The sequence below is a fragment of the Streptomyces spongiicola genome (assembly GCF_003122365.1).
Lineage (GTDB): Bacteria > Actinomycetota > Actinomycetes > Streptomycetales > Streptomycetaceae > Streptomyces > Streptomyces spongiicola.
Genome location: NZ_CP029254.1, coordinates 5,030,645 through 5,054,745, shown reverse-complemented (window position 1 = coordinate 5,054,745; position 24,101 = coordinate 5,030,645). Strand labels below are relative to the sequence as shown.

General features: G+C 71.9%; 22 protein-coding genes. 2 read left to right on the top strand and 20 right to left on the bottom strand.

What is annotated here, in order from left to right:
* Positions 1-356 precede the first annotated feature (356 nt).
* Entirely contained in the window at positions 357-1,679 is a 1,323-nt protein-coding gene (locus DDQ41_RS22240) for a PhoH family protein (RefSeq protein ID WP_109297881.1), read from the bottom strand.
* 750 nt (positions 1,680-2,429) lie between these two features.
* Positions 2,430-3,191, bottom strand: coding sequence for an isoprenyl transferase (locus tag DDQ41_RS22235; protein ID WP_109296065.1), 762 nt, complete (start codon positions 3,189-3,191; stop codon positions 2,430-2,432).
* Between the two features lie 112 nt (positions 3,192-3,303).
* On the opposite strand from DDQ41_RS22235, the gene mgrA reads away from it, so the two are divergent.
* Complete coding sequence (gene mgrA, locus DDQ41_RS22230) at positions 3,304-4,341, top strand: L-glyceraldehyde 3-phosphate reductase (RefSeq protein ID WP_109296064.1); 1,038 nt, start codon at positions 3,304-3,306, stop codon at positions 4,339-4,341.
* A gap of 574 nt (positions 4,342-4,915) precedes the next feature.
* Here the strand turns inward: mgrA and DDQ41_RS22225 are convergent.
* The 3 genes from DDQ41_RS22225 to DDQ41_RS22215 form a co-directional block, all read right to left on the bottom strand.
* Positions 4,916-6,442 carry a DUF2079 domain-containing protein gene (locus DDQ41_RS22225; RefSeq protein ID WP_262508538.1) on the bottom strand — a complete coding sequence of 509 codons (1,527 nt, stop codon included), beginning with the start codon at positions 6,440-6,442 and terminating at the stop codon, positions 4,916-4,918.
* An 11-nt stretch (positions 6,443-6,453) separates the two neighbouring features.
* Positions 6,454-6,846, bottom strand: a complete 393-nt coding sequence (locus tag DDQ41_RS22220) for a cupin domain-containing protein (protein WP_109296063.1) — start codon at positions 6,844-6,846, stop codon at positions 6,454-6,456.
* A 132-nt stretch (positions 6,847-6,978) separates the two neighbouring features.
* Positions 6,979-8,010, bottom strand: coding sequence for a prepilin peptidase (locus DDQ41_RS22215; protein ID WP_109296062.1), 1,032 nt, complete (start codon positions 8,008-8,010; stop codon positions 6,979-6,981).
* Positions 8,011-8,115: 105 nt separating this feature from the next.
* Between DDQ41_RS22215 and DDQ41_RS22210 the strand changes: the two genes are divergently transcribed.
* Complete coding sequence (locus tag DDQ41_RS22210; protein WP_109296061.1) at positions 8,116-8,490, top strand: DUF192 domain-containing protein; 375 nt, start codon at positions 8,116-8,118, stop codon at positions 8,488-8,490.
* A gap of 164 nt (positions 8,491-8,654) precedes the next feature.
* On the opposite strand, the gene DDQ41_RS22205 is transcribed toward DDQ41_RS22210, so the two are convergent.
* The 15 genes from DDQ41_RS22205 to cpaB form a co-directional block, all read right to left on the bottom strand.
* Complete coding sequence (locus DDQ41_RS22205; protein ID WP_109296060.1) at positions 8,655-9,815, bottom strand: mannosyltransferase family protein; 1,161 nt, start codon at positions 9,813-9,815, stop codon at positions 8,655-8,657.
* 441 nt (positions 9,816-10,256) lie between these two features.
* Positions 10,257-11,315, bottom strand: coding sequence for a PucR family transcriptional regulator (locus tag DDQ41_RS22200; protein WP_109296059.1), 1,059 nt, complete (start codon positions 11,313-11,315; stop codon positions 10,257-10,259).
* Positions 11,316-11,782: 467 nt separating this feature from the next.
* Positions 11,783-12,445 (bottom strand): OmpA family protein, encoded by a 663-nt coding sequence (locus DDQ41_RS22195; protein WP_109296058.1) that lies wholly within the window; start codon positions 12,443-12,445, stop codon positions 11,783-11,785.
* A complete protein-coding gene (locus DDQ41_RS22190) occupies positions 12,445-13,041 on the bottom strand; it encodes a hypothetical protein (RefSeq protein WP_109296057.1) in 597 nt (198 codons plus the stop codon). The genes DDQ41_RS22195 and DDQ41_RS22190 overlap by 1 nt, the downstream gene beginning before the upstream one ends.
* A gap of 30 nt (positions 13,042-13,071) precedes the next feature.
* A complete protein-coding gene (locus DDQ41_RS22185) occupies positions 13,072-13,659 on the bottom strand; it encodes a pilus assembly protein TadG-related protein (protein WP_262508537.1) in 588 nt (195 codons plus the stop codon).
* Positions 13,656-13,889, bottom strand: coding sequence for a hypothetical protein (locus tag DDQ41_RS22180; protein WP_109296056.1), 234 nt, complete (start codon positions 13,887-13,889; stop codon positions 13,656-13,658). Before DDQ41_RS22180 ends, DDQ41_RS22185 begins: the two co-directional genes overlap by 4 nt.
* Before the next feature lie 209 nt (positions 13,890-14,098).
* The gene (locus DDQ41_RS22175; protein WP_109296055.1) at positions 14,099-15,208 is read right to left on the bottom strand and encodes a response regulator transcription factor; all 1,110 of its coding nucleotides are present in this window, start codon (positions 15,206-15,208) and stop codon (positions 14,099-14,101) included.
* A gap of 248 nt (positions 15,209-15,456) precedes the next feature.
* Positions 15,457-17,043, bottom strand: a complete 1,587-nt coding sequence (locus DDQ41_RS22170) for a sensor histidine kinase (RefSeq protein ID WP_262508536.1) — start codon at positions 17,041-17,043, stop codon at positions 15,457-15,459.
* A gap of 208 nt (positions 17,044-17,251) precedes the next feature.
* Positions 17,252-18,142, bottom strand: coding sequence for a DUF5936 domain-containing protein (locus tag DDQ41_RS22165; protein ID WP_109296054.1), 891 nt, complete (start codon positions 18,140-18,142; stop codon positions 17,252-17,254).
* A 226-nt stretch (positions 18,143-18,368) separates the two neighbouring features.
* The gene (locus tag DDQ41_RS22155) at positions 18,369-19,310 is read right to left on the bottom strand and encodes a type II secretion system F family protein (RefSeq protein WP_109296053.1); all 942 of its coding nucleotides are present in this window, start codon (positions 19,308-19,310) and stop codon (positions 18,369-18,371) included.
* A gap of 136 nt (positions 19,311-19,446) precedes the next feature.
* Positions 19,447-20,787: a CpaF family protein gene (locus tag DDQ41_RS22150; protein WP_109296052.1), complete on the bottom strand. Its 1,341-nt coding sequence runs from the start codon at positions 20,785-20,787 to the stop codon at positions 19,447-19,449.
* A 200-nt stretch (positions 20,788-20,987) separates the two neighbouring features.
* A complete protein-coding gene (locus tag DDQ41_RS22145; RefSeq protein ID WP_109296051.1) occupies positions 20,988-21,428 on the bottom strand; it encodes a TadE family protein in 441 nt (146 codons plus the stop codon).
* 3 nt (positions 21,429-21,431) lie between these two features.
* Positions 21,432-21,791, bottom strand: coding sequence for a TadE/TadG family type IV pilus assembly protein (locus DDQ41_RS22140; RefSeq protein WP_262508535.1), 360 nt, complete (start codon positions 21,789-21,791; stop codon positions 21,432-21,434).
* 251 nt (positions 21,792-22,042) lie between these two features.
* The gene (locus DDQ41_RS22135; protein WP_109296050.1) at positions 22,043-23,284 is read right to left on the bottom strand and encodes an AAA family ATPase; all 1,242 of its coding nucleotides are present in this window, start codon (positions 23,282-23,284) and stop codon (positions 22,043-22,045) included.
* Positions 23,285-23,291: 7 nt separating this feature from the next.
* Positions 23,292-24,002 (bottom strand): Flp pilus assembly protein CpaB, encoded by a 711-nt coding sequence (gene cpaB, locus DDQ41_RS22130; protein WP_109296049.1) that lies wholly within the window; start codon positions 24,000-24,002, stop codon positions 23,292-23,294.
* Positions 24,003-24,101 lie beyond the last annotated feature (99 nt).

The following is a 24,101-nucleotide window of genomic DNA, read 5'->3' as shown; positions in this document are numbered from 1 at the left end:
CGCGGGCGCAATCGTGCCCCTGGCACTGGCACTCCCTGTTGCTAGGTCACGGGAGGCACGGGCCCGGTGGGCGCTCCCCTGCGGGAGTGCCGCGTGGTGCTCGGGCGGCATACGGCGGCGTCTGTGGAGTTGTGTGGTACCGCACCCCCGAGGGTGCAGCTGTGCCGTATGCGGGGCCTGACGGAACCCAGACTCTGCCGGACGCGGATGCCGCAAGGCAATTCATGGCCGCGTGTGAAAGCTCACATGCCGTTTGTGCCAGGAGTTTTGTGGAAAGGGCGGCGCAGCACGGCGCCGCCCGGCTAAGCTCCTGCGCTTCGCCGGGCGGCGTCGGCTTCCGGGCCGGACGGGGCCCGTCAGATCGGCCCGTCCTCCAGCATCTCGGTCACCAGCGCGGCGATCTGCGAGCGCTCGGACCGGGTGAGCGTGACGTGCGCGAAGAGCGGGTGCCCCTTCAGCTTCTCGACGACGGCGACGACCCCGTCGTAGCGGCCCACGCGAAGATTGTCCCGTTGCGCCACGTCATGGGTCAGCACGACCCGCGAGTTGGCCCCGATCCGGGACAGCACCGTCAGCAGGACGTTCCGCTCCAGGGACTGGGCCTCGTCCACGATGACGAACGCGTCGTGCAGCGAGCGTCCGCGGATGTGGGTCAGCGGCAGCACCTCGAGCATGCCCCTGCCGAGGACCTCCTCGATGACCTCGCGTCCGGCCACCGCGGAGAGCGTGTCGAAGACCGCCTGGGCCCAGGGGCTCATCTTCTCGGCCTCGGTACCCGGCAGATAGCCCAGCTCCTGCCCGCCGACCGCGTACAGCGGCCGGAAGACCATCACCTTCTGGTGCTGCCGGCGCTCCAGCACGGCCTCCAGTCCGGCGCAGAGCGCCAGCGCCGACTTGCCGGTACCCGCCCGGCCGCCCAGCGAGAGGATGCCGACGTCCGGGTCGAGCAGCAGATCGAGGGCGATGCGCTGCTCGGCACTGCGGCCGCGGATACCGAAGGCCTCGCGGTCGCCCCGGACGAGCCGGACGCCTCCGTCGGAGGCGACCCGGCCGAGGGCCTTGCCCCGCTCCGACTGGAGGACGAGTCCGGTGTGGACGGGCAGGCCGGACACCTCCGGCACCTGCAGGTGCTCCTCCTCGAAGAGGATGTCCACCTGCTCCGCGGACAGCGCCAGTTCGGACATCCCGGTCCAGCCGGAATCCGTGACCGCGAGTTCCGCGCGGTACTCCTCGGCGAGGAGGCCGACGGAGGACGCCTTGATGCGCAGCGGCAGGTCCTTGGAGACGACGGTGACGTCGTACCCCTCCGCCTGGAGGTTCCGTGCCACCGCGAGGATCCGTGAGTCGTTGTCACCCAGCCGGTAGCCGGCGGGAAGCACACCGGGGTCCGAGTGGTTGAGCTCGACGCGCAGCGTGCCGCCGAGGTCGCCCATCGGGATGGGTGCGTCCAGGCGGCCGTACCGGACCCGGTAGTCGTCGAGCAGGCGCAGCGCCTGCCTGGCGAAGTACCCGAGCTCCGGGTGGTGTCTCTTGGCCTCCAGCTCCGTCACGACGACGATCGGGAGCACGACCTCGTGCTCGTCGAAGCGCGAGACGGCGTTGGGGTCGGCCAGCAGGACGCTGGTGTCGATGACGTAGGTGCGCCTGTCGGACATGCGGCGCTTTGTGCTGTTCACCACGGAAGGACGTACCCCCTCGGCTGAGATCGGGGTGCGACGGCGTCGCGGGCTGGGGGTCTCCCCACCGAACGGCAGGGGACCGGACCGGTCTCCGGCCACGATGCACGGGCCGGGCACCGGCCCCCCGTTCCTTCCGTGCTGGCCGCACGGTCGTCCTGGCGCAAAGGGCCTCCCGGGCGAGCGGCTCGGTGCCGCGCGCTGTAGAACGGCATCCGGAGCGGGTGTCCGGATGTCGACCTGTCAGGGATATTCCCTCGAACAAGCGCCGCCATGCCATGGCATATGACGACGTGTCGACGAACATGCGGTGTCCCTGCCCGGGACCACTCCCAGGAGTGCCCTGCCGCCACCCGGCCGGCCCACTGCTCCTGCGCCGAACGGGGGACGGGTCGTCAAGATCCCGGCATCCGACGTCCGCCACACGGCGTCCGGCATCCCGGCACCCCGGCACCCCGGCACCCGACGTCCAACGTCCGCGACCCAGCACCGACGTCCGCGACCCGGCACCGACGTCCGGCACCACCGCAGCGGGATTCCGGTCAGAGGCGGTGGGGAAGGGCCCTCGTCCCGAGCGGCACCCCACGGTGGACACCCCACGGTGGACCCCCCACGGGACAGGCACTGGTGCGGCGGCCCCGTACGGAACCGGCGGCCCCGCGCGGACACGGCCCCGAGGGCCCGGGCGGAAGGCCCCGACGGAAGGCCCGGGCGGAAGGCCCGGGCGGAAGGGCCTGCCGGCGCGGCCCGGCGTCAGGCCCCGTAGCGGCGGTGGCGGGCCGCGTAGTCGCGGAGTGCGCGAAGGAAGTCGACCTTGCGGAAGGCCGGCCAGAACACCTCGCAGAAGTAGTACTCGGAGTGCGCGCTCTGCCAGAGCATGAAGCCCGACAGACGCTGCTCGCCGCTCGTGCGGATCACCAGGTCGGGGTCGGGCTGCCCGCGCGTGTAGAGGTGGGAGGCGATCATGTCGGTGTCGACGATCTCCGCGAGTTCCTCGAAGGTCGTCCCCCTGGCGGCGTGCTCGTTCAGCAGGGAGCGCACCGCGTCCGCGATCTCCTGGCGACCGCCGTAGCCCACCGCGACGTTGACCAGTATCCCGTCGATGCCGGCGGTCGACTGCTGGGCTTCCTTGAGCACCGACTGGGTCCCGTCGGGAAGCAGGTCCATGGTGCCCACGTGGTGCACCCGCCACCGGCCGTCGGAGGCCAGGTTGCGCACGGTGTTCTCGATGATGCCGAGAAGCGGGCGCAGCTCCTCCTCCGGCCGGTCGAAGTTGTCCGTGGACAGCATCCAGAGCGTGACCACCTCGACGTCGGTCTCGGCGCACCAGCCCAGCAGCTCGGAGATCTTTTCCGCCCCGGCCCGGTGCCCCTCCGCGGCCGTGCCACCCGACGCCTTCGCCCAGCGCCGGTTGCCGTCGAGGATGACACCGATGTGCTTGGGCACCTGGTCGTGGTCGAGGCGACCCTCCACCCGGCGTGCGTAGAGCCCGTACACCAGGTCGCGCAGGTTCACAGTCCTTAACCCCTCCGTGCTGTGGCTGGCCCCCCGACGCCCGTCACACTACTGCGGAGCGGCCGGGCGCACCCAACCCGGTCTGTCACAAGTCCGTGATAGGCAGGGAAGCGTGAACGACTCCCCCTATTACCGTGCCGCCGAGGACCGCTACACCTCGATGGAGTACCGCCGGACCGGCCGCAGCGGGCTGAGGCTGCCCGCGATCTCCCTGGGCCTGTGGCACAACTTCGGCGACGACCGCGCGCTCGCCTCGCAGCGGGCGATCCTGCGCCGCGCCTTCGACCTCGGCGTCACCCATTTCGACCTGGCGAACAACTACGGGCCGCCCCCCGGCTCGGCCGAGCTGAACTTCGGCAAGATCTTCGCCCAGGACTTCGCGCCGTACCGCGACGAACTGGTCGTCTCCACGAAGGCCGGCTATCTGATGCACCCCGGGCCCTACGGCGAGTGGGGCTCCCGCAAGTACCTGATGTCCTCGCTGGACGCTTCGCTGAAGCGGATGGGCCTGGACTACGTCGACATCTTCTACTCGCACCGCTTCGACCCGCATACCCCGCTGGAGGAGACGATGGGCGCCCTGGCGTCCGCCGTCCAGCAGGGCAAGGCCCTCTACGTGGGCGTCTCCTCGTACAACTCCGAGCAGACCGCCGAGGCGGCACGGCTGCTGAGGGAGATGGGCGTCCCGGCGCTCATCCACCAGCCGTCCTACTCGATGATCAACCGCTGGATCGAGGACGACGGGATCCTCGACACCCTGGAGGCTGCGGGTATGGGCTGCATCGCCTTCGTGCCGCTCGCCCAGGGGCTCCTCACCGGCAAGTACCTCACCGGCGTACCGGAGGGCTCGCGGGCGGCCCAGGGCAAGTCCCTCGACCCGGACCTGCTCTCCGAGGAGGTGCTGCGCCGGCTGCGGGGCCTCGACGGGATAGCGCGGCGGCGCGGCCAGACGCTCGCCCAGCTGGCGCTCGGCTGGGTGCTGCGCGACGACCGGATGACCTCGGCCCTGATCGGCGCGAGCAGTGTCGGCCAGCTGGAGGAGAACGTGGCCGCGCTCCACGCGGCGCCGCTCACCGACGAGGAGCTGAAGGAGATCGACGTCTTCGCGGTGGACACCGCGGGGACGAACATCTGGGCCGACCGCGGCTGATGCCCGCGCCCCGGCCCACCCGAGGGCGCTGGGGGCGCCGGGGGCACGGGGCACGGGGCACGGGGGCCCTCGGGGTAGCCCGAGTGCCCTGGATGTTCTGTCCGGGGAGCCCGAACGGCTCTCGGGGCCGCTCGGGCTCCGAAAGCGGGGGCCGACGCGGGCTCCGACGCGGGGGCAAAGAAACGGGCCGGTCCGTGGGGGGGATACGGACCGGCCCGAGGGGGGGAGTTCCACCATAACCCTTCCCGCAGGCGACCGCGCGCCACGGCAGGCGGTCACTACTCTCCGGAGTCGGGCGACTGCACTGCGGAAAGGGCAAAGGCCCTGGGCAGCGGCCGGGTCGGGCCTCCGCACGGAGTGCGACCCGTACTCCCTACGGGGGAACGGCCCAGCGTGCACCCGGTTGACGCGGCCCGCGCCGAACGGCCGCGCCCGGCGACGCGGCCATGCCGCCCACGAGAGGCCGGGCGGACTGCGGTACGGGCGGCTCCCACCGGCCCCGCGCCAGAGGGCCACCAGGCGGCCCGCCCGCCTCCCCGGCCCGCGCCGGCCGGACCCGCGCCCGAGGCGAGGGTCACCGGGTGCGCCTCAGCAGCGTGATGCCGTCGAGGGCCGCGACACGCTCGTAGCCGTACGCCCGCTGCGCCGCGTCCAGTTCGGCCAGCTGCCGCTCGGGCGGATAGGGCCAGTGGCCCGTACGGTACGGCCACGCCTCCGGGGCCCTGCTGTCGTGGATGATCCATTCCGCGGTGGGCCGGGGCGTCCGCTTCCCGTCGTACTCGTACAGCCGCCCCTCGACCGGCCAGGTCGGGAAGAGCACGACGTGGCAGCGGGAGGTGAGCTGGGGCGCGAGCCGGTTGGAGGCGGCGACCGTCACCCCGTCCGGGATCCGCTTCAGCAGCGACCGGGCGGCCTCGATGTGCGGGGTGGTGCGCCAGGTGGCCCGCTGCGCCAGCTGTGCGAGCGGAAAGGACGGCAGCATCACCACCGCCACGGCGAGGACCGTGACCAGGGAGGCGCGCACATGGCGGGCCGCGAGCGGATCACCGGACTGCCGGTAGCGGTCCAGGGCGTCGACGAGCCCGGCGAAGACGACGGGCATCAGCACCGCGCTGTAGTGGAAGGCCGTCCCCCAGTGGAACGCGTTCTCCGAGAGCATCCGCCAGGCGAGCGTCGGCACGGCGATCAGCGACAGCGGCGACCGCAGGGCCAGGAGCGCGCCGGGGGCGAACACCAGCACGAGGGTCATGGCCTTGACGTCGGGGCGCAGCGCGTCGAGCGGCGCGAAGGCCAGCGTGGCGAGGAGCGAGCCGTGCCCGTCGGCGAGGTTGCCTCCGTGGGCGTACCCGCCGCCGGGGTTGAAGGCCGGCAGCAGCAGCTTGATCTCGACGGCGCTACCGACGAGCCCGGCCGCGGCCGTCGCGATCCCCAGCCTCCGGGGCCCCTTCCACGCCACATAGGCGCCCACGGCCGCCAGGGTCAGCCCCAGGTCCTCCTTGACCAGCAGCAGGGGCGCGGCCCAGGCGACGGCCGGCCCCCAGCGCCGCCGGCCGAGCGCCTCGAGGGCGAAGGCCAGGAGCGGTACGGCCAGGGCCACCTCGTGGAAGTCGAAAGCGGCCGCCGAGGCGATGCCCCAGCTCACGCCGTAGCCGAACGCGACGACGTGCGCGGCGCGGCGGCCGAGCGTCCGGACCGCCCAGCGGGCCAGCGGGACGACGGCGAGGGCGAGCATGGCGGACTGGGCCACGAGCAGGCAGAGCGGGGACGGCCAGAGCCCGTAGAGCGGGGCGAGGGCGGCGAGCAGCGGATGGAAGTGGTCGCCGAGCAGGTTGAAGCCGTCGCCGCGCAACGGGACGACGGGAGCCTGGAGCCGGGCGTAGGCGCTCACCGCCTGCTCGAAGATGCCCAGGTCGTAGCCCGTGGTGCGGAGGAGCTGGTGGCGGCGCACGGCGACGGTCGCGTAGAGCAGGGACAGGACCGCCGCCCAACCCCAGGGGAGGAGGGCGGCGGAGGGACCTTCCGTCGGCCGGTCGTCCGCGGAAGCCGCAACCGGCTTCGACTGCGCACGCGAGACCGCCGAAATGTCAGAGAATGTCCGCATGCGTCCGCATGCTAGAGGGCGTGACCTGTGGTGCTGTCCACATGGGCCGGGATCTCCCCCTCGTGGCGGTCGCCTGTGGACTTCGTGCCGGCCGGCTCGAACATCAGGATCGAGCCGCCCGGCGACGACGGCTTGTGCTCGGTGCCCCTCGGCACGACGAACACGTCCCCCTTGCGGAGTCCGACGGTGCTCTCGACTCCGTCGGCATCCCGCATCGCGATGTCGAAGCGGCCGTCGAGGACGAGGAAGAACTCGTCGGTGTCCTCGTGGACGTGCCAGACGTGCTCCCCGGCCACGTGCGCCACGCGTACGTCGTAGTCGTTCATCCGGGCGACGACGCGGGGGCTGTACACATCGCCGAAAGAGGCGAGTGCCTCGGTCAGGTTGACGGGTGTGAGGTCCATGGCCCCCAGTCTGCCCGGGACGACCGGGTGCCGCGGGGCACGCCCGGTAGGCGCACGGGCCCGCCTTCCCCGGCCTCCCCGGCCTCCCGCCGCGCGGAACCGGTGAACCGGCACGCACGCGCCGCGCACCGCTCAGGCTGCGGCGAGCCCGCCCAGCAGCAGCCCGACCAGCGTGCCCGAGACCATGAACGGCCCGAACGGGATGGCCGTATCGCGCCTCGCCCCGCGGAGGACGACGAGACCGAGCCCGTACACGGCGCCGAGCAGGAACCCCGCGAAGGCCCCCACGAAGAGCACCTCCCAGCCGTACCAGCCGAGCACCACACCGAGCGACAGGGCCAGCTTCACATCGCCGAAGCCCATGCCGTTCGGATGGACGAGGAAGAGCACGAGGTACCCGGCGCCCAGCACGGGACCGCCGAGCAGCGCGGTCGTCCACGACCCGCCTGCGCCGGGCAGAGCCGCCGCACCACCGAGCAGTACGGCGGCCGCTGCGGCAAGCGGAAGCGTCAGCTGGTCCGGGAGCCGGTGGACATTGCGGTCGACCAGGGCGAGCAGGACGGCGACAGGCACGAGCAGCAGCCACACCACCAGCTCCGGCCGGGGCCCGACGGCCGCGGCGAGTGCCGCGCAGGAGAGCGCGGTGGCCGCCGGCACGAGGAGCGGGCATCGGAAGGCGGCGGTCCCGCGGGCGTCCGCGCCTTCGGGCGCGGACGCGACACCCGACCCGGCCGCTGATACCCCGGCCACACCGTCCGGTCGACGCGCACCACCCGGCCCGCGCCCTGGCACCCCGGCCGCTGACACCCCGGCCACACCGTCCGATCGACCCACACCACCCGGCCCGTTAGCGCCACCCCGCCCCTCCGCGTCCGCCGAACCGGCCGCACCGCCCCGGGCACCGGGCGCTTCCAGTCCCCCGGCCCCCGGCACCCCGACGGGCGCGACCGCGGGCCGCCCGGGCTCGGGTGGCCCGCAGCGCGGGCAGCGCGCGGGCCCCAACCAGCCGCGCGCGGGCCCGGTGATCGGATGCCCGGCGGGGCAGGCGGTCCGCCACGCCTCCCCCGGCTCGACGGACATCCGATAGGCGGGGCGCGGCACGAGCACACCGGCCGCGGTCCCCCACGCCGCGGCGGCGATCAGCGTCACGTACGCGTACTCCACGGTCCGAACCCTAGGGCGGTGGGCGGCGGGCGGTCATGGGTCCACGGGCCCACTCGCCGGAAACCGGGGCCCATACCCTCCCGACTCCCGCTACGGTCCTGGCCCATGGGCGCATGGCAGGACGGCAACGGCACGCTGACGGTCCCCGGCCGGGAGGAGGGTCCCGTCGACCTTCTGATCGCCGCGTCGTACGGCGCGCGCTATCGCGGCCTTCTCGGCCGAGACGGTCTGCACGGCGCGCTCATGCTGACGCCGTGCGCGAGTGTGCACACCTTCCGGATGCGATTCACCATCGATGTGGCCTACCTCGACAAGGAGTTGCGCGTCCTGGACGTACGCACCATGCGCCCCGGACGGCTCGGGCTGCCGAGGCCGCGCAGCCGGCACGTCCTGGAGGCGGAGGCGGGCGCGATGGCGCGGTGGGGCGTACGACCGGGGGTCCGGCTCGCGATCGGACCGCCGCAGCGCCCGGCGGCCTGACCGGCCGAACAGACCGGACAGGCCCGAGAGTCCCGACAGTCCCGACAGTCCTGAGAGACCTGAGAGGCCGGACAGGCCGGACCGTCGCACCGCCTTCGCGGCGCCTTCGCGGCGCCCGGTGCCACGAGCTGACGACCGCGGCCCGCTGCCTCCGGCACCCTGCATCAGGGCGGCCCCGTACCGAGCAGGGTGAACGCGCCGTACACCCCCGACGCGACGGCGAGCAGGGCCACCACCACGACGGCGGCGGACCGGCGGGCGGGCCCGGCGAGGGCGGTAGCAGCGGGCAGCAGCAGCGGGAACGCGGGCATGATCAACCGCGGGCGGGATCCGAAGTACGCGGCGCCGATCAGCGAGATGACGACGATCCCGGCCGTGTACCCCAGCAGCGGCAGCGGCTGGCGCTGCTTCACGCACAGCCACAGCACCCAACCGAGCAACCCGATCACGGCGACGAGCCCGGCTCCGGCGAGCGGGGCGGGCCCGGTCAGGTGCCCGCCGACGAAACGGGCGAGGGCGACCCCGCCGTCGATCTCGTTGCCCCAGGCGGCCTGGACCTCGAAGTACGCCGTGGGGCCGCCCCGGCGCACCGCGACGAAGGCGACGTAACCCAGCCATCCGAGCGGCGCGATGGCCACGCCGAAGACCGTCCGCCACGTCAGGTCCCTCCGGAACAGCCGTACCAGCGTGGTCACGCCGAGGGCTGCGACGAGCGCGACGGCCGAGGGCCTGGTGAGTCCGGCGAGCGCGCAGAGCGTCCCGGCGGCGATCCAGCGGTCGGTCAGCACGGCGTACAGGGACCAGGCGGCCAGCGCGGTGAACAGCGTCTCGGTGTACGCCATCGACTGCACGAAGGCGGTCGGGTAGACACCCCACAGCACGGCCAGCAGCACCCCGGCCCGCTGTCCGGCCACATGCGCACCGACCGCGTGGATGCCCCAGGCGGCGGCGAAGGCCGCGAGCCAGCCGATCGCCAGTCCCGCCGTGGCGGCGCCGACCGGAAGCACCTCGGACACCCCCCGCTCCAGTGCGGGCAGCAGGGGGAAGAAGGCCAGATCGGAATGGACGCCGCCATCGGGCAGTGTCACGTCGTATCCGTAGCCGTTCTCGGCGATCCGGACATACCAGACGGAGTCCCAGCGTCCGTTCAGCCTGTGCAGGGCGTCCTTCCCCTGCGCCGCGGCGGCCACCAGGAGGATCGCCGTTCCCAGCGCCCGGACCGCCGCGTACCCCAGCAGCGCGGGGGCGGCACGGGATATCCCGGGAGGCGGGGGCGCGCTGCGCGGATGGTCACCCCGTGGTGCGGACACGGACCGGTCGGACATGCGCCCGATTATCGCCGCGCGTCGGGAGCGACCGATCGCCGGGCGAAGGGACCGCCCTCGCGCCGCCCCTGCCCACGCCTGCCCGCGCCCGCTCACGCGCCGGGGTCCGGGATCCGGGGGTCCAGGGGGTCCAGTAGTGAGGACGGTACCGGGCGACGGATTCGGGGGCTTCCCCAGGCGGACGGGCCCGCCCGCCTGGCTGGTACCGCTACCGCTACTGGTACCGGCCCGGCGACCGGCACCGCTGCGGCCCGGCGCCGGAGAGCGAGAGGGCGGAGGCGTACCACGCGGAGGAACGCCCACCTCCGCGGGAGGCGGGAGGCCGGAAGGCGAAGGCCGGAAGGCGAAGAGCGGAAGGCGAAGGCCGGAAGGCGCAGAGCGGGCCGCAGACGGGGGCCGGCCGCCGGGCCGCGCGGAGCGGACCTCGCCCCCGATACGTCGTCAGATCTCCTGCCGCGGCCAGTCGAGCAGTCTGGCCCCGATGACCGCCGTCTGAAGGGTGTATCTGTGCACGGGATCGCCCGGATCGGCACCGGTGAGCCGGTGTATACGGTCGAGCCGGTATGTCAGAGCCCGAACACTCAGGTTGAGCCGCCGCGCCGCCTCGGCCGCCACGCACCCCGTGTCGAAATACGCCGCGAGGGTGTCGAGCAGCGGCCGGGCTCCGCCGCGGGCCTGCCTGAGCGGGCCGAGGGCGCTGAGCACAAGGTCGGCCATGGCCTGCCGGTCGCGCGTCAACACCGGGTACACCAGCAGGTCAGACGCTTGCAGCACCGGATCGTCCAGGCCCATGCGATCGGCCAGGTCCAGCGCGTTCAGTGCCTCCTCATAGGAGTGGACCACCCCGCCCGCACCGGGATGGGCGCGCCCCACGGCCACTCGCCCGCCATCCGTCGCCGCGTACGCCTGCTTGGCGAAGTAGCCGAGGACGTCGGACTGGTCACCCGGCGCGATGCAGATCAACCGACCGTCCTTCGTGGTGAGGAGGATGTGACGGTCCCCGAAGCGGGCGACGAGCGAGGCGCCGATCCGGCGGGTGAGAGGATGGCCGTCGTCGTACGACTCCGGGCCCTGGGCCACAGCCACCGCATGGGCCTGGGAAAGCAGCAGCCCGAAGCGTACGGCCCGCTCGGCCAGCCGGCCGAGGTCGCTGCGCCCGTAGAGCAGATCGTCGACGAACTCCCGTCGCGCCGCCTCCTCTTGCCGCACCGCGAGACGCTGCGCCCGCTCATGACCCTCGGCGAAGGCGTCCACGGCCTGCTCGGTCGCGGCGAGAAGGTGGTCGGCCGCCGCCGCGTTCAGTCCCGGACGTATCGCACGCGCGGCGGCCAGGTGGGCCCGAACCATGGTGCGCAGTCCGATACCCGCCTCCGCGGCGCGCTCCCCCTGGGCGCGGAGTGAGGCGAGTTCGTCGCGGGTGAGCCTCCGGCTGGTGGCACAGGCACCGGACAGCACCTCGGCGTACCCCTCCAGATACGACGCGGTATCAAGCACCGTCACAACCCGTTCCCCCGTTTCCCGCTTCCGGCACGCCGAAGACGACCTCCCGACGCCGGGGACCGGGCTGGCACCCCTTCCGGCGAACGGCGGCAGGCATCGAGGATACGTAAAGACTGCCGGTGGTCGGCAACGCGAACGGGACCGCACGCCTGGAAGGATCTGATCGCACGGGGGAGGGCGAGGAAGGCCGAGAGACCGCCTGCCGGAAGGGGGAAACGGGGGACGGGGGACGGGGGAGTTCCGCGTTTCGGTGCGGTGCAGCCCTGCTGCCGACGGCAACCGAGTTGGTTTCGCGGCACGCCGGGCCGGGTCTCCTCGCCATCTCCTCGCCCATGCCGGGCTGACATGCCGACGTCTCCGGACAGCGTCAGCTCGCCCGGAGCGGGGGCCCGGGGCGGACGCCGGGGGAGGCGTCCACCCCGGGGCATCGAGGCACGGTGGGACGGTCTCCCGCGCAGGACACGGGCTCAGCTCTGTGCGGAACCCCCCTCGCCACGCGGGAAGGAGACCTCCACCCGGCGGTTCTTCTTGCGGCCGTCCTCGGTGCCGTTGTCGGCGATCGGGTAGTCCTCGCCATAGCCACGGATCTCGTAACTGATTCCCGAGCCGCTGAGTTGCCGCGACAGGACCTTGTGCACGGCGTCCGCCCGCTGCTTGGACAGCACGTCACCGTGGGCGGCCGAGCCCAGGTTGTCGGTGAAGCCGAAGACGCGGACCCTCTTGGCGCCCTGGTTGCGGATCTCCGAGGCGATCTCGGCGATGCGGGTATTGGCGGCACCGGACAGCTTGGCGCTGTCCTTGCCGAAGAGTACTTCTGCCTGAAGCGCGAACTTCAGGTTGGAACTGGTCTCCTCACGGCGCTCCTCGCCGCCCTCGGACTCGACGACGGAAACGATGTCGAGCACCCGGGCGGACGCGAGGGTCGCGCCGTCACGGAGCTTGAGCCCCGGCGAGTTGCCGTCGACCTCGGGCGGCGGCGAGGTCGACTCCGTACCCGGAGGTGTGCCCGGAGCGGGTGTCTCGTCCGCCCGGACGCCACCGGCGGCGGCGAACTGCATGCTGACGACCAGCGCGGCCGCTGCGAGGGCCGAGGCCGCGCCCCTCCGCATGCGGGGCGTGGAGGCGGTCATCAGGAAATCTCAATCGTGGCGGTGGGCATGAGGGGGATCTGGATGTCGACCTGAGTGGTCTCCTCGGGTGGCGAGGGGAACTGGGCGAAGAACGAGATGCCGTTGTCTCCGGCATCGACGCCGGTGATCCCCGTGGTCGTAAGCGGAAATCCTTCCGTATCACGAAGGACGTAGTAGCGCTTCTTCTCGGCCTTGTCGACCAGCGTCATTCCCGCGAGGGAACGGCCGGTGCGGCGCACGCTGGTCTCCTGACCGTTCCACTCGATGGGTGCGAATGCCCTCTTGCCAGAGGTGTTCCTAAGCGTACCTGTGACCGTCAGGAAGCCGCCCTGATCGCGGACGGCCCCATGGATGACAAAGTGGAAGCCATTGCTGCCCTTGATGGTTGCGAGAGTCGTGGTTGTGTCCGGAACGGTGTTGGCCCCGTCCTGGGTCTTGCTGCTCTCCGAGTTGGCGGGTGCCGAGCTGCTGCTCCCCTTGCCCTTCGCCGACTCTGCGTCGTCCCCGCCACAGGCCGTGAGCGAGAGGGGCAGCACCGCGGCCAGGAAGGCGGCGGCGACCGCCCTTCGCGTGGTCACTCCGTAGCGATGACTCATGCGTGTCATTCCTTCTGCGTTCGTTCGCGGTCAGTTCTCGGCCAGCCGGATGTCGAAGAGGTCAGGCCCTTCCGGCGGCGGGCCTTCGCCCACCAGCCATGGGACGGTCCCCTCACACGTCAGCGTCCCCAGCGGCTCGGGGGCGGGCGTGTAACGGCATCGGGATGTGAGTGCGGCCGTGGCGTCGGCCGTGGCCTTCTTCGTCTCGGTCCCCGGCAGCACGGTGTCCCCCACCGGCTTCCTTGTCTCGACCTCGACGGTGAAGGCCCAACCGCCGTTGTGGGCGGGGCGGCACCCACCCGCCGTCACCACGGTGTCGTTCTGCTCGGCCATGGGGAAGGCCTCCTCACAGCCGCGGAAGCTCCCGAACTGCCCCAGATTGAAGACCGCGGCCAGGAACGCCGGGTCGAGGCCGGCCTGCAGTTCCAGCTCGAACTGGTCCCGGGACTCCTTGGCCGCCGCGAGTGCGGCCGCGTCGGCGCCCGTCTGTGCGCCATTGCGTGTGGCGCCGGCCTGGCCGACCGCGAAGAACGCGAGCGCAAGGAAGAGCAGGCTCGCAACCACCACCACATAGGCGGGGGCGACCTGCCCTTCCTCGCGAGAACTGCCCTGTATCAACCGCCCAGGATGTTGCCGACCTGTGTCGTCAGTCCGTTCGCGATCGTCTCCGCCACGCCCGAGCCCACCAGCGCCGCGATGATCAGCGCGACCAGCACGATCACACCCACGTACTCGACGGCCCCCTGGCCCCGGTCGCCCCGGCGACGGATCGCCTCGGCTGTCGTCTTCGCCCAGTTGCCCGCGCGGACACGGGCGTTGGTCGCGGCGCTGGGAGTGCTGTTCGACATGGTGTTCCCCTCCTGGGACGGCCGGCCGCTTGCCGACCGGCTCGTACGGGTCCTCGGTGCCACTCGCGGCTCCGGCTTCCTCCCGGGCGGCCTCGGCGGCGGCATGCGAAGGGTACGGGGGAAGAGCACCACTCGGCATGGGTCTCAGGGCCCAACCGAGGGCCGGTTCTGGAGATTGGGCGCTGGGAGGGCCCGTGATCCCGGTCGTGTCAGCCATGACTCGCCGCCACCCTTCGGGCCAGGCGGTGCCAGATGGCGATGGCCTCGCCGCGGCTCCCGGCGTCCAGCTTGGCGAAGATGCGGTTGATGTGGTTCTTGACGGTCTTCTGGCTGATGAAGCAGGTGGCGGCGATCTGCTGATTCGTCATGCCCGATGCGATCAGGTCCATCACTTCCCCCTCCCGCTGACTCAGCCCGGTCGGCAGTCCCCCGGGACCTGCCTCCGGGACGGTCCCCGAGAAGACCGCCCCTGGAGAAGAATGTGCCACATCCGCTTGCGAAAGCGAAGAGTGGAAGTTGAATTTTTGCACAGTGCCTTGGCGGTCAACTGAGCTGTACTGCTTATTTGTTGATGATGTGCCGAAGGGTGAAGGGCTGACTCCGTGTGCGGTTGCAGACGGTTCGTGGTGGCGCTGGCGAGGCTCTTCCCCTAACGCCGTCTCCGGACCGTCCGGCAGGGTTGACCGTGGCCGTTCCGCTGGGCCGGTGGCAGCGCGCGCCGCCGCGAGCAGGGCACCGGAGGCGGAGGAGGTGAAGGAGGGCCGGCCCTTCCTGGTGTCGAGGACGGCGGCGACGAGCTGGTCCACGGTGAACTCGCCGTGCACCAGATAGCCGCTCGCGCCGCGGCGCAGGGCCTCGTGGACGACCTCGCTCCTCCGGCTGTACGTCGTCATCAGCACCGGCGCGAGCCGTACCAGGTGCGGAAGGGCGGTGATGCCGTCGACTCCGGGCATCCGCACGTCGAGCAGGATCACGTCCGGCCGGTGGCGTACGGCCGCATCGTACGCCTGACGTCCGTCGGCGGCCTCGGCGACGACCCGGATGTCCTGGCGGCCCTGGAGCAGCACGGTAAGCCCCGCTCGCACCACCGGGTTGTCGTCGGCGACGACGACCCTGAGCGTGGGGGCGGACGCCACGGGGACGGGCAGCGCCGTGTGGTCACCGGATGCCGCGCTCCCCGGCCCCCGGGGAGCGGAGAAGACGGACGGTGCGGAGGAAGGGTCGGGAGCGAGCGGCGTGGATCGTGAGGGCGTGCGCCGCGGCACGTGGGGTTGCCCTGTCGGTCGCCGTCCCGACGTTCGGGAGGTGTCGTCCGGCATGGTTGCGGCCTCCTCTCGGAGTGGCTTCGGAGTGGGTGCGGAGTGGGTGCGGAGTGGGCGGGGTGGCTTCGGAGCGGATTCAGTGTGGACTCGGAGTGGAGTCGTCGCGGACTTGGACGATTCCGTCGGCATGCAGGTTCATATGGATGACCGGGGTTGGTATCAAGGGACTCAGGAGGGCCGGAGCGTGGACGTGGACGGCGCCCGGTCACAGGGCGGTCGATGCCCGTCCGGGGGCCCGTGCGCGGTCAGTTGAGGAGCGGGGTCTCGCGCTGCTGTCCGGGGAGCACGTCCAGCGGATCCGGGGCGACGGCGGTCAGCGGCAGCTCTAGCCGTACCTCCGTCCCTCGCGGGTGGGGACCCCGCCCGACGCGGATGCGGGACCCGATGGACGCGGCGCGCTCGACCATGCCGACGAGGCCGAAGTGGCCGGCACGGCGGAGGCCGTCGAGTGTGGTGCCAGGGGGCAGGCCCTCCCCGTCGTCGTAGACACTGATGCGCAGCACGCCGCCGACGACGCCCGCCGAGACGTCGAGCTGCGCGGGGTGCCCGTGGCGGTGGGCGTTCTCCATGGCCTCGGACGCGATGGTGAGCAGTTGGCGCGCGACGACCTGGGGCACCGTGGCCACCGGGTCCGGGCCCAGTCGGCGGAATCGTGCCCGCACTTCGCAGCGTCGGGCGAAGTCCGCGGTGCGCGCGGCAAGTTCGGAGAGCACATCGACCCCGCCGTCGAGGCCGGACTGGCGGCGGAGGTCGGACAGCAGCTCCCGGGACTCGGCGGCCGCCCGGCGCGCCGAGCGGGCGACGAGTTCCGCCTGGTGCTTGACGGTGAGTGGATCCAGCCGGCCCGCCGAGCCGGCCAGGCCCTCTGCGGCGAGCGCCAGACCGTGGAGCGTCTTGGCCAGCGAGTCATGCATCTCCCGTGCGAGGCGGGCGCGTTCCTCCTCCACCGCCTCGTTGGAGGCGAGCCGGGCGCGCACCTCGGTGAGGGCCTGGGCGGCGGTGCCGAAGCCGAGCAGGAGGTTGCGCAGGGTGCTGCCGGCCGCTCCTGCGATGACGCACAGTCCGGGCAGCAGCAGATCGCCGATTCCGGCGTCCGCAACCGGGTTGACCGCGAACGCGCCGCCGATGACGAGCGACTGGAGCACGGCGAAGACCGCCGCCCCGCGCCAGCCGTAGACGAGTCCGGCGAGCAGCGGGGTGCAGAGGGTGACGTAGGCGAGGATCGACTCGGGCGAGGCGGTGGCCAGGAGCAGCGCGCCGAAGAGCGAGTCCACCGCGAGAAGGGCGGGGTGCCGGAGCAGGAAGGGTCCGAAGCGCTCCCAGTCCCGTAGCGGGATGTAGGACACCATGAAGGTGACGATCACGGCGGAGCCGACGAGCCAGGTGCCCAGCCCCGGCGGGGTGTTGTCCAGTGCAAACGGCGTGGCCAGCGCGATCGTGGCCAGCCGGAAGCCGAAGACCTGCCGGCAGAGCGCCTGGAGGGCACTGACCTGGATGGGCAGCGGCGGCGCCTGCTCGGGACCGGCGGCAGCGGCCTGCGGGGGATCACCGCCGTCGATTCCGTCCCCGATCTCCGCGTCGGCGCCGCCCCGGCGTCGGCCACCTGCTTCGCAACGGGCCTGGTCGCCGACCTTGCCAGAGGCCTTGCCACCGACCTGTTCGCCGACCTGTTCGCCGATCCCGTGGCCGGGTCCGGAGCCGGGTCCGCTGCCGCCACCGGAGCCGGGTCCGCTGCCGCTGCCGGTCCCGCTGCCGCCACCGGGTCCGGTGCCGGGTCCGCTGCCGGGTCCGGTGCCGCCGCGTCCTCCCGTGACGGTGGTCCTCAGACCCATGCGGGTCACCTCCTGTTCCGGTCGCTCGCGCCCGCGTGGTGCCGGTACCTCGCGGTGCGGTCCCGCTCCGCCGGTCGCGTCCCGCTCCGTCGTGTTCGTACTTCCGGTACTGCTCCGCTGTGCCGTGGCCGTGGCGGCCGTGCGGTCCCGCTTCGTCGAGACGGTGCCGGGGTGCCCCTACCGCGGTTCTCCCGTCGTGCCGGCGCGGTCAGCCACCGCCCAGGATGCCGGCGAAGTCCACCCCGGAGCCGTAGTAGAAGCTCATGACGATCAGGATCATGGTCGCGGGGAGCATGACCATCGTCACCACGAGCGTCGTCTTGGGGATGGCCTTGGACGCGGAGCGCCGGGCGTTCTGCGCGTCCGTCCGCCGCATGTCCGTCGCGATCTGGATGAGCGTGTCGACGATCGGGGCGCCGAGTTCCTCCCCCTGCTGGAGGGCGGTGACGAACATCGACACCTGCTCGGAGGAGTTCCGCCTGCGGAGCTGCTCGAACGCGTCGCGGCGGCTGACGCCCATGTCCATCTGGCGCAGGGTGATGCGGAGTTCGTCTGCCCAGGGTCCCTGGTACCTCTCGGCGACCCGCTCCAGTGCCTGCCGGAAGTTGAGCCCCGCGGAGACGACGACGGCGAGCACGTCGAGGAAGTCGGGCAGGGTGCGCTCGATATCGTCGCGTCGGCGGCGGATCGCCAGACGCAGCAGGACGTCGGTCCAGACGAGCCCGTACACCAGCGCCATCAGGCCGATGGCCGCCTGCCCGCGCAGGAGGAGGGAGAGGGCGGCGGCCCCGCCCAGCATGCCGTAGACGGCGCGGCGGGCCGCGTAGCGGTCGACGGTCATACCGCCGGGGTTGCCCGCCATGTCGAGCCTGTGGCGCAGGGAGTCGACGCGCTTCGGCCCCATCATGGAGAGCACGGTCGGTGCGAAGCGCATGCCGATGCGGTCGATGCCGGAGCCGACCGCGGTGGTGCGGGTCGCGCCGACCTCGAGTGCCACCGCGAGGTCGGCGGGAAGTTTGGCGTCGGCCCGGTACATCCGGACGCCGTGGAAGGCCCCGTACACAGCGAGGCCGAAGACGGCTGCCAGCAGAAGTCCCATGAGATGTCCCCTGTTTCCCTGATCTCCCGATCCCGGTCCATCTGAATCCGGTCCGTCCGGCCCCGGTCCCGATCCCGATCCCGATCCCGGTCCATCTGAATCCGGTCCGTCCGGCCCCGGTCCCGATCCCGATCCCGGTCCATCTGAATCCGGTCCGTCCGGCCCCGGTCCCGATCCCTCTCAACCCGGTCCGCGGTGCCCTTGGTCTCCGTCCCCTGGTGCGTTCTCACACCCGGATCCGGGACATCCGGCGGATGAGGAAGAAACCGACGGCGTACATGCCGAAGGCGACGACGACCGCGAACTGGCCGGCGACCGAGGCGGTCATACTGTCCAGGGCGCCCGGGCGCATTCCGTTGATCAGCAGCAGGAAGCTGAGTCCGAGGAGCGGAACGGCTAGCGCGGTCACCTTCACCTGCGAGAGCAGGGTCGTGACCTCCCTCCGGGTCTCCTTGCGCTCCTCGAGCGTCTCGGTCAGGTTGCGCAGTGAGCTGACGACCTGGCCGCCCGCCCGGTTGGAGAGGACGACCGTCGTGACGAGGACGACCAGTTCGCGGGAGGGCAGGCGTTCGGCCAGCGCGCCCAGCGCGTCGTCGAGGCTGTGGCCCAGGGTGAGCTGGTCGGCGACGCGCATGAGTTCCTCCCCGGCCGGGTCGTCCAGTTCCTCCGCGGCCATGGCGAGCGCGGTGCGCATGGCGAGTCCGGCCTGGGTGGCGTTGGCGAGGACGCGGGTGAGTTCGGGGAGCTGGTTGATGAACGCCTCGGTCCGCTTGGCCCGCTGCCAGTCGAGATAGGCGTCGGCACCCCAGAGGCCGATCACGGCGGCCAGGACGCCGAAGAACGGCGCGAAGACGGCCCCGACGCTGAAGTAGACGGCGAGCAGGGCGCCGATCACGTACACGACGTACTCGCCCGGGGTGAGGGGCAGGCCGGTCATGGCGATCTTGCGCTCGATCCGTCTGCCGAGGGCGGTGCCGCGCAGCCGCCGGTCGACGCCTCGGAAGCGGCGCCGCCGGCCCGCGGGCGGGGCGAGCTGTCCGGTCTGGGACATCCGGTCGAGGAGCGCCTGCCGCTGGGCTTTGCCCGAGGCGTAGACGTGCACGCCGATGACGCCGAGCAGGCACGCGAGCAGGGCGACACCGATGGTCAGGAGGGGGAGATCGGCCACGGGCTGAACCTTCCGTAGCGGTCGGGGACGGTACGTGTGTCCTCGCGGCGGCCGGCCGTCGAGGCGCGCGCCGGGCGGACTTCGGGGCCTGTGGGACGCGGCGGGACCAGGAGGGCCGTCTGCTGGCGCATCGGGCTCATGCCACCGCCCTGCGGAGCATGAGCTGGTCCTCCGAGTCGGCGACGCCGAAGGCGGGCGGGATGGGCTCGTTCTTCAGGTACAGCCGCTCGGCGACCCGGCGCGGCAGCGGCAGGTACTCGAAGGCGCCGTGGACCAGCCCGTCGGCGGACATCGGCCGGGCGTTGAACCGGCACACCGTGACGATGCGGTACTCCTCCCGGCCGTGCGAGTCCAGGATGGCGATCTCGGTGATCCGGCGGGATCCGTCGGCGTGCCGGGTGAGCTGGACGATCACGTCGACGGCGCTGTTGATCTGGTCCCTGATCGCCACGAACGGGATCTCGACCTCGGACATGGAGGCCAGGGTCTGCAGGCGCATCAACGCGTCTTCGGCGCTGTTGGCGTGGACGGTGGCGAGGGAGCCGTCGTGACCGGTCGACATCGCCTGGAGCATGTCGAGGGTCTCGCCGCCTCGGACCTCACCGACGATGATGCGGTCGGGGCGCATGCGGAGCGAGTTGCGAACCAGGTCCCGAATGGTGATCCGGCCCTTGCCCTCGACGTTCGCGGGTCGGCTCTCCAGGGTGATCACATGGTTCTGCTGGAGCTGGAGTTCCGCGGAGTCCTCGATGGTGACGATCCGCTCCCCGTCGGGGACGAGCCCCGAGAGGGCGTTGAGCAGGGTGGTCTTGCCGGTACCGGTGGCCCCGGAGACGATCACGTTGAACCTCGCCCGGACGAGGCCGGAGAGCAGCATCGTCATCTGCTCGTCGAGGGAACCGAGTTCGATCATCTCGTGGAGCGAGAAGGCGTGCGGAAAGCGCCGGATGGTGAGGATCGGGCCGCTGAGCGAGAGCGGCGGGATGATCACGTTGACTCGTTCGCCGCTGGGCAGCCGGGCGTCCACCATCGGGTTCGCCTCGTCGACGCGGCGGTTCACGGTCGAGACGATGCGCTCGATGGTCTGCATGAGCTGCTCGTTCGAGCTGAACCGCATGGGCAGCAGTTCCAGTCGGCCGCGGCGCTCGACGAAGACCTGCTCGGGGCCGTTCACCATGATCTCGCTGATGGAGGCGTCCTCGAGCAGCGGCTCCAGAATGCCGAGGCCCAGGGCCTCGTCGACGACCCGGCGGATGAGCTGCGAACGCTCGACCGACGAGAGCACCGGCCCCTCACGGCTGATGATGTGGCCGAGCACCCGCTCCAGCCGCGCACGCCGCTCGGCGGCCTGCAGCGTGGACATCTCCGCGAGGTCGATCTCCTCCAGGAGCTTGGCGCGGTATGTCCCGACGAGCCGGGCGTCCGAACCGTGGCCGGGGCTCGGGTCGGGATTGCTCATACGCGCCCGGAGGCTCATGTGCTCGGCTCCTTCACGAGGTTGACCGGACCCGGCGGGTCCGGACGGCGGCGGCCGGAATCAGCGGCCGGGGGTCGGCGGTCGAGGGTCGGCAGTCGGGATTCGGGATTCGGGATTCCGCGGTCGGCATTCGGCAACCGGGGGTCAGCGGTCGGGGGTCAGCAGTCGGGGGTCAGCGGTCGGGGGTCAGCAGTCGGGGGTCAGCGGTCGGTGACGGGCATGGTCGCGGAGCGGGTGGCCCGGCCGAAGTCCTGGATGCCCGGGACGACGGACGGGATCGAGACACGAGCGGTCATGGTGATCTCCTCGAAACCGGCGCCGCCCGACGAGATCTCGGTGCCGTCGGCCAGCCAGCCGCTCATCGCCGCCTTTCCGGCTCCCACCGCGTCGCCGTTCTGCATCGAGTACGTACGCGCCGCCGCCCGTGCCGCCGTCCCGGCCTGCTGCACCGCGTACACGGCGATGCCGAGCTGGATCGCGGCGAGTGCGACGAGCAGCAGGACCGGGATCCAGCCGAGGTACTCGATCGCGGTCTGACCCCGGTCGCGACGCCCGCGGACGGGGTCGCGACGCCCGCGGGCGGCCGGTCCGACACGCTCGTGCCGGTCGGCACCCCTCCGCCGGAACATGCACTTCCGCATGGTTCAGTCCTCCCACACGGCGGAGGCCCGCCCGGGCGCGGTGAACGAGAAGTCGATCAAGCCCGGATACAGGACCGGGACGACCACGCCGACCTCCGCGTCGTACAGGTCGCCGCCGACCGAGCAGGCGACTTCGGCCTCCCAGGAGTCCGGCAGGTTCTTCCGTGCCGCCGTCTCGCACGCCTGGGCCCCGCCCCCCGGTCCGGCCGCCGCACCCGCCCGTGCGCCCTCGTCCGCCGAGTTTCCCGCGAGCGCGAACGCGTACCCGACGAGGGCCGCCTGCCAGAGCAGGACCAGCGTCGCCAGGATGATCGGCACCATGCCGGTGAACTCCACCGCGGTCTGCCCGCGGTCGTCCCTCACCGAGGTCCGGCTCAGGACCGTCCCCCTCAGGACGTTCCGGCTCGGCACGCCCCGGCTGCGGACGGCCGCCCCGCCCACCGTGCGCCGTCCCCCGGCCATCCACCGGCCGGCGACCCGTCGGCCGGCCATCCACCGGCCCGTCATCCGGCCCCGGACGGCCCGCACGCCGACCCGGGGCCGGCCGGTAGCCCTCCGGTCGATACCTGCCGCAACATGCATCGCTTCAGCTCGCCCCCTCGGTCTCCGGCTCCTCAGGACCTTTTCCTGATGCCCGGGGCACCCCGGTCGCTCTTCAGCCTGCCCTGCTTTCGCGGTGCTTCGCTCTGCTTCACGAGTCCGAGCTCTCCCGCCAGTCCCCACAGAGCCTGCTTGACCGTGGACCTGGCCTCCAGGTCCTGCATCCGGCCCGCGTCGACGAGCGCCTGGAGTTCCCTGAAGTTGGCGGGGATCACGGTCCGGGAGACGCGGGTGGCGGTGATCCGCTCGACGAGCGGAGGCTGTATCTCCGTGTTGCGCGTGTACCGGTTGAGTACGGTGACGGTCTCCTCCGCCTTGCGGATCTGGAGCCGGTCCCAGAGCTTCACCATCCGCTTGGCCGCGCGTACGGCGACCACGTCCGGTGTGGTGACGAGCAGTGTCGTGTCGGCCATCTCGATCGCCGCCGCGTTGGCGCCGTTCATCCAGCTGCCGCAGTCGACGACCACGACCTCGTAGCGGTTGCGCAGGGCGCTGACGATCTGGCGCACGGAGCGGTCGGTGATCTCCTCGCTCCGTTCGCCCTCGCCGGGGGCGAGCAGCAGACCGACCCCGGTCTCGTGGGCGTAGACCGCGTCCTGGAGGACGCGCGGAGAGATGTCCTGGATGGCGGCCAGGTCGACGATGGAGCGCCGGAACTGGACGTCGAGGTAGGAGGCCACGTCGCCCGACTGCAGGTCGAGGTCGGCGAGGGCAACGGTCATCCCGCCCGCTCTGGCGGCGAGCGCGAGCTGGACGGCGGTGACCGTGGCGCCGACACCGCCCTTGGCTCCGCTGACCGTGACGACCGTGCCGCCGGGGCCGGTGAACACGTCCCCGCCGGTGCCCAGATGGCGCCGGACGCCGGCCGACCACGCTGCCGCGGCCTGCACCCGCTGGGCCAGCTCCTCGTAGGACAGGGGCAGACCGACCAGCCCGCGGGCCCCGGAGTCCATCGCGGCCGAGTACAGGCCGGGGCTCACGTCCGCGGTGACCAGGACCACCCCCACCGCGGGGAAGCGGAGCGCCACCTCCCGGATCAGTTCGAGGACGGGCACCGGACCGATCCGCTCGTGTACGACGACGACCTCGGGGAGTTCGTCCACGGACTCCGCGGCCAGCCGTGCCAGGGTGTCGATCAGCGCTGTCGAGTCACCGACCGGCCCCGCCGGCTCCGCGTCGGGGAGCTGGCTGAGCAGGGTGGTCACGGACCGGGCGGCGTCGGCGTCGCCGGCGGCCGGGAGGATTCTGGTCGTCATCCGTCTCTCACTTGTCGCCTTCGAGGGTGTAGGTACCCTCCCCGGCGCGCAGCTCGGTCGAACCGCCGTCGGCGAGCAGCGCGAGCCGCACGTTGACCGCGAACGACTCGGCGTACGCGACGCGCTGGGCGTCCCTGGTGGTGAGCGCGAAGGTGATCGGGACGGCCTCGCGCAGGCTGCGCCGCCTGTCGTCCTGCCCGGGCTCGAGGGCGGTGAGCCGGCCTACGTCGATCACCCGGGCGTTGGGGACGATGACGCGGGACTGCGCCTGCGTCCGGTCCTTGTCGTCGGCTGCGAAGGTGGCGTAGATGTTGACGGAGTCACCGGCCCTGATCTTGCCCGCCACGCCCGTGGCGGCGTCGATCATGATGGCTATCTCCTGCTCGTCGCGTTCGAGTGCCGGGCGTGTGACGAACATGTCGTCCTGGAGCAGTGAACCCTTCTTGAGCCGGGTGACGGCCACCTTCCCGTCGACGACCGAGACATCGGTCACCGCGTTCTCGGAGAGCCAGCGCTCCGGCATGGTGATCTTCTCGAACTGGTTCGGCCGCAGCGCCTGGTACGGAACGACATCGGACTTCACCCGGTATGCGGCGACCTCGGGTCCGACCTTGGAATTCACGTCACTGATCACCGAGAGCACGCCGGCGAACGCGCCGAGGGCACACAGGACCGAGAGGAGCAGCAGGACGACGCCACGGCGTTGGCGTGAATTCATGAGCGGGGCAACCTCGATGGAAGACGTGGGCTGACGGCGGACGGCGGACTGGTGCGTACGGTGGGGTGGGCATACGTCCGGGCCGCCGTCGGTCCGCGC

What these genes read in the sequence shown, in the direction of transcription:
- DDQ41_RS22225 (WP_262508538.1), bottom strand. Translation starts at nt 6,442, where the DNA reads ATGCGGACATTCTCTGACATTTCGGCGGTCTCGCGTGCGCAGTCGAAG.
- DDQ41_RS22220 (WP_109296063.1), bottom strand. Translation starts at nt 6,846, where the DNA reads ATGGACCTCACACCCGTCAACCTGACCGAGGCACTCGCCTCTTTCGGC.
- DDQ41_RS22210 (WP_109296061.1), top strand. Translation starts at nt 8,116, where the DNA reads ATGGGCGCATGGCAGGACGGCAACGGCACGCTGACGGTCCCCGGCCGG.
- DDQ41_RS22205 (WP_109296060.1), bottom strand. Translation starts at nt 9,815, where the DNA reads ATGTCCGACCGGTCCGTGTCCGCACCACGGGGTGACCATCCGCGCAGC.
- DDQ41_RS22195 (WP_109296058.1), bottom strand. Translation starts at nt 12,445, where the DNA reads ATGACCGCCTCCACGCCCCGCATGCGGAGGGGCGCGGCCTCGGCCCTC.
- DDQ41_RS22190 (WP_109296057.1), bottom strand. Translation starts at nt 13,041, where the DNA reads ATGAGTCATCGCTACGGAGTGACCACGCGAAGGGCGGTCGCCGCCGCC.
- DDQ41_RS22180 (WP_109296056.1), bottom strand. Translation starts at nt 13,889, where the DNA reads ATGTCGAACAGCACTCCCAGCGCCGCGACCAACGCCCGTGTCCGCGCG.
- DDQ41_RS22175 (WP_109296055.1), bottom strand. Translation starts at nt 15,208, where the DNA reads ATGCCGGACGACACCTCCCGAACGTCGGGACGGCGACCGACAGGGCAA.
- DDQ41_RS22170 (WP_262508536.1), bottom strand. Translation starts at nt 17,043, where the DNA reads ATGGGTCTGAGGACCACCGTCACGGGAGGACGCGGCGGCACCGGACCC.
- DDQ41_RS22165 (WP_109296054.1), bottom strand. Translation starts at nt 18,142, where the DNA reads ATGGGACTTCTGCTGGCAGCCGTCTTCGGCCTCGCTGTGTACGGGGCC.
- DDQ41_RS22150 (WP_109296052.1), bottom strand. Translation starts at nt 20,787, where the DNA reads ATGAGCCTCCGGGCGCGTATGAGCAATCCCGACCCGAGCCCCGGCCAC.
- DDQ41_RS22145 (WP_109296051.1), bottom strand. Translation starts at nt 21,428, where the DNA reads ATGCGGAAGTGCATGTTCCGGCGGAGGGGTGCCGACCGGCACGAGCGT.
- DDQ41_RS22135 (WP_109296050.1), bottom strand. Translation starts at nt 23,284, where the DNA reads ATGACGACCAGAATCCTCCCGGCCGCCGGCGACGCCGACGCCGCCCGG.
- cpaB (WP_109296049.1), bottom strand. Translation starts at nt 24,002, where the DNA reads ATGAATTCACGCCAACGCCGTGGCGTCGTCCTGCTGCTCCTCTCGGTC.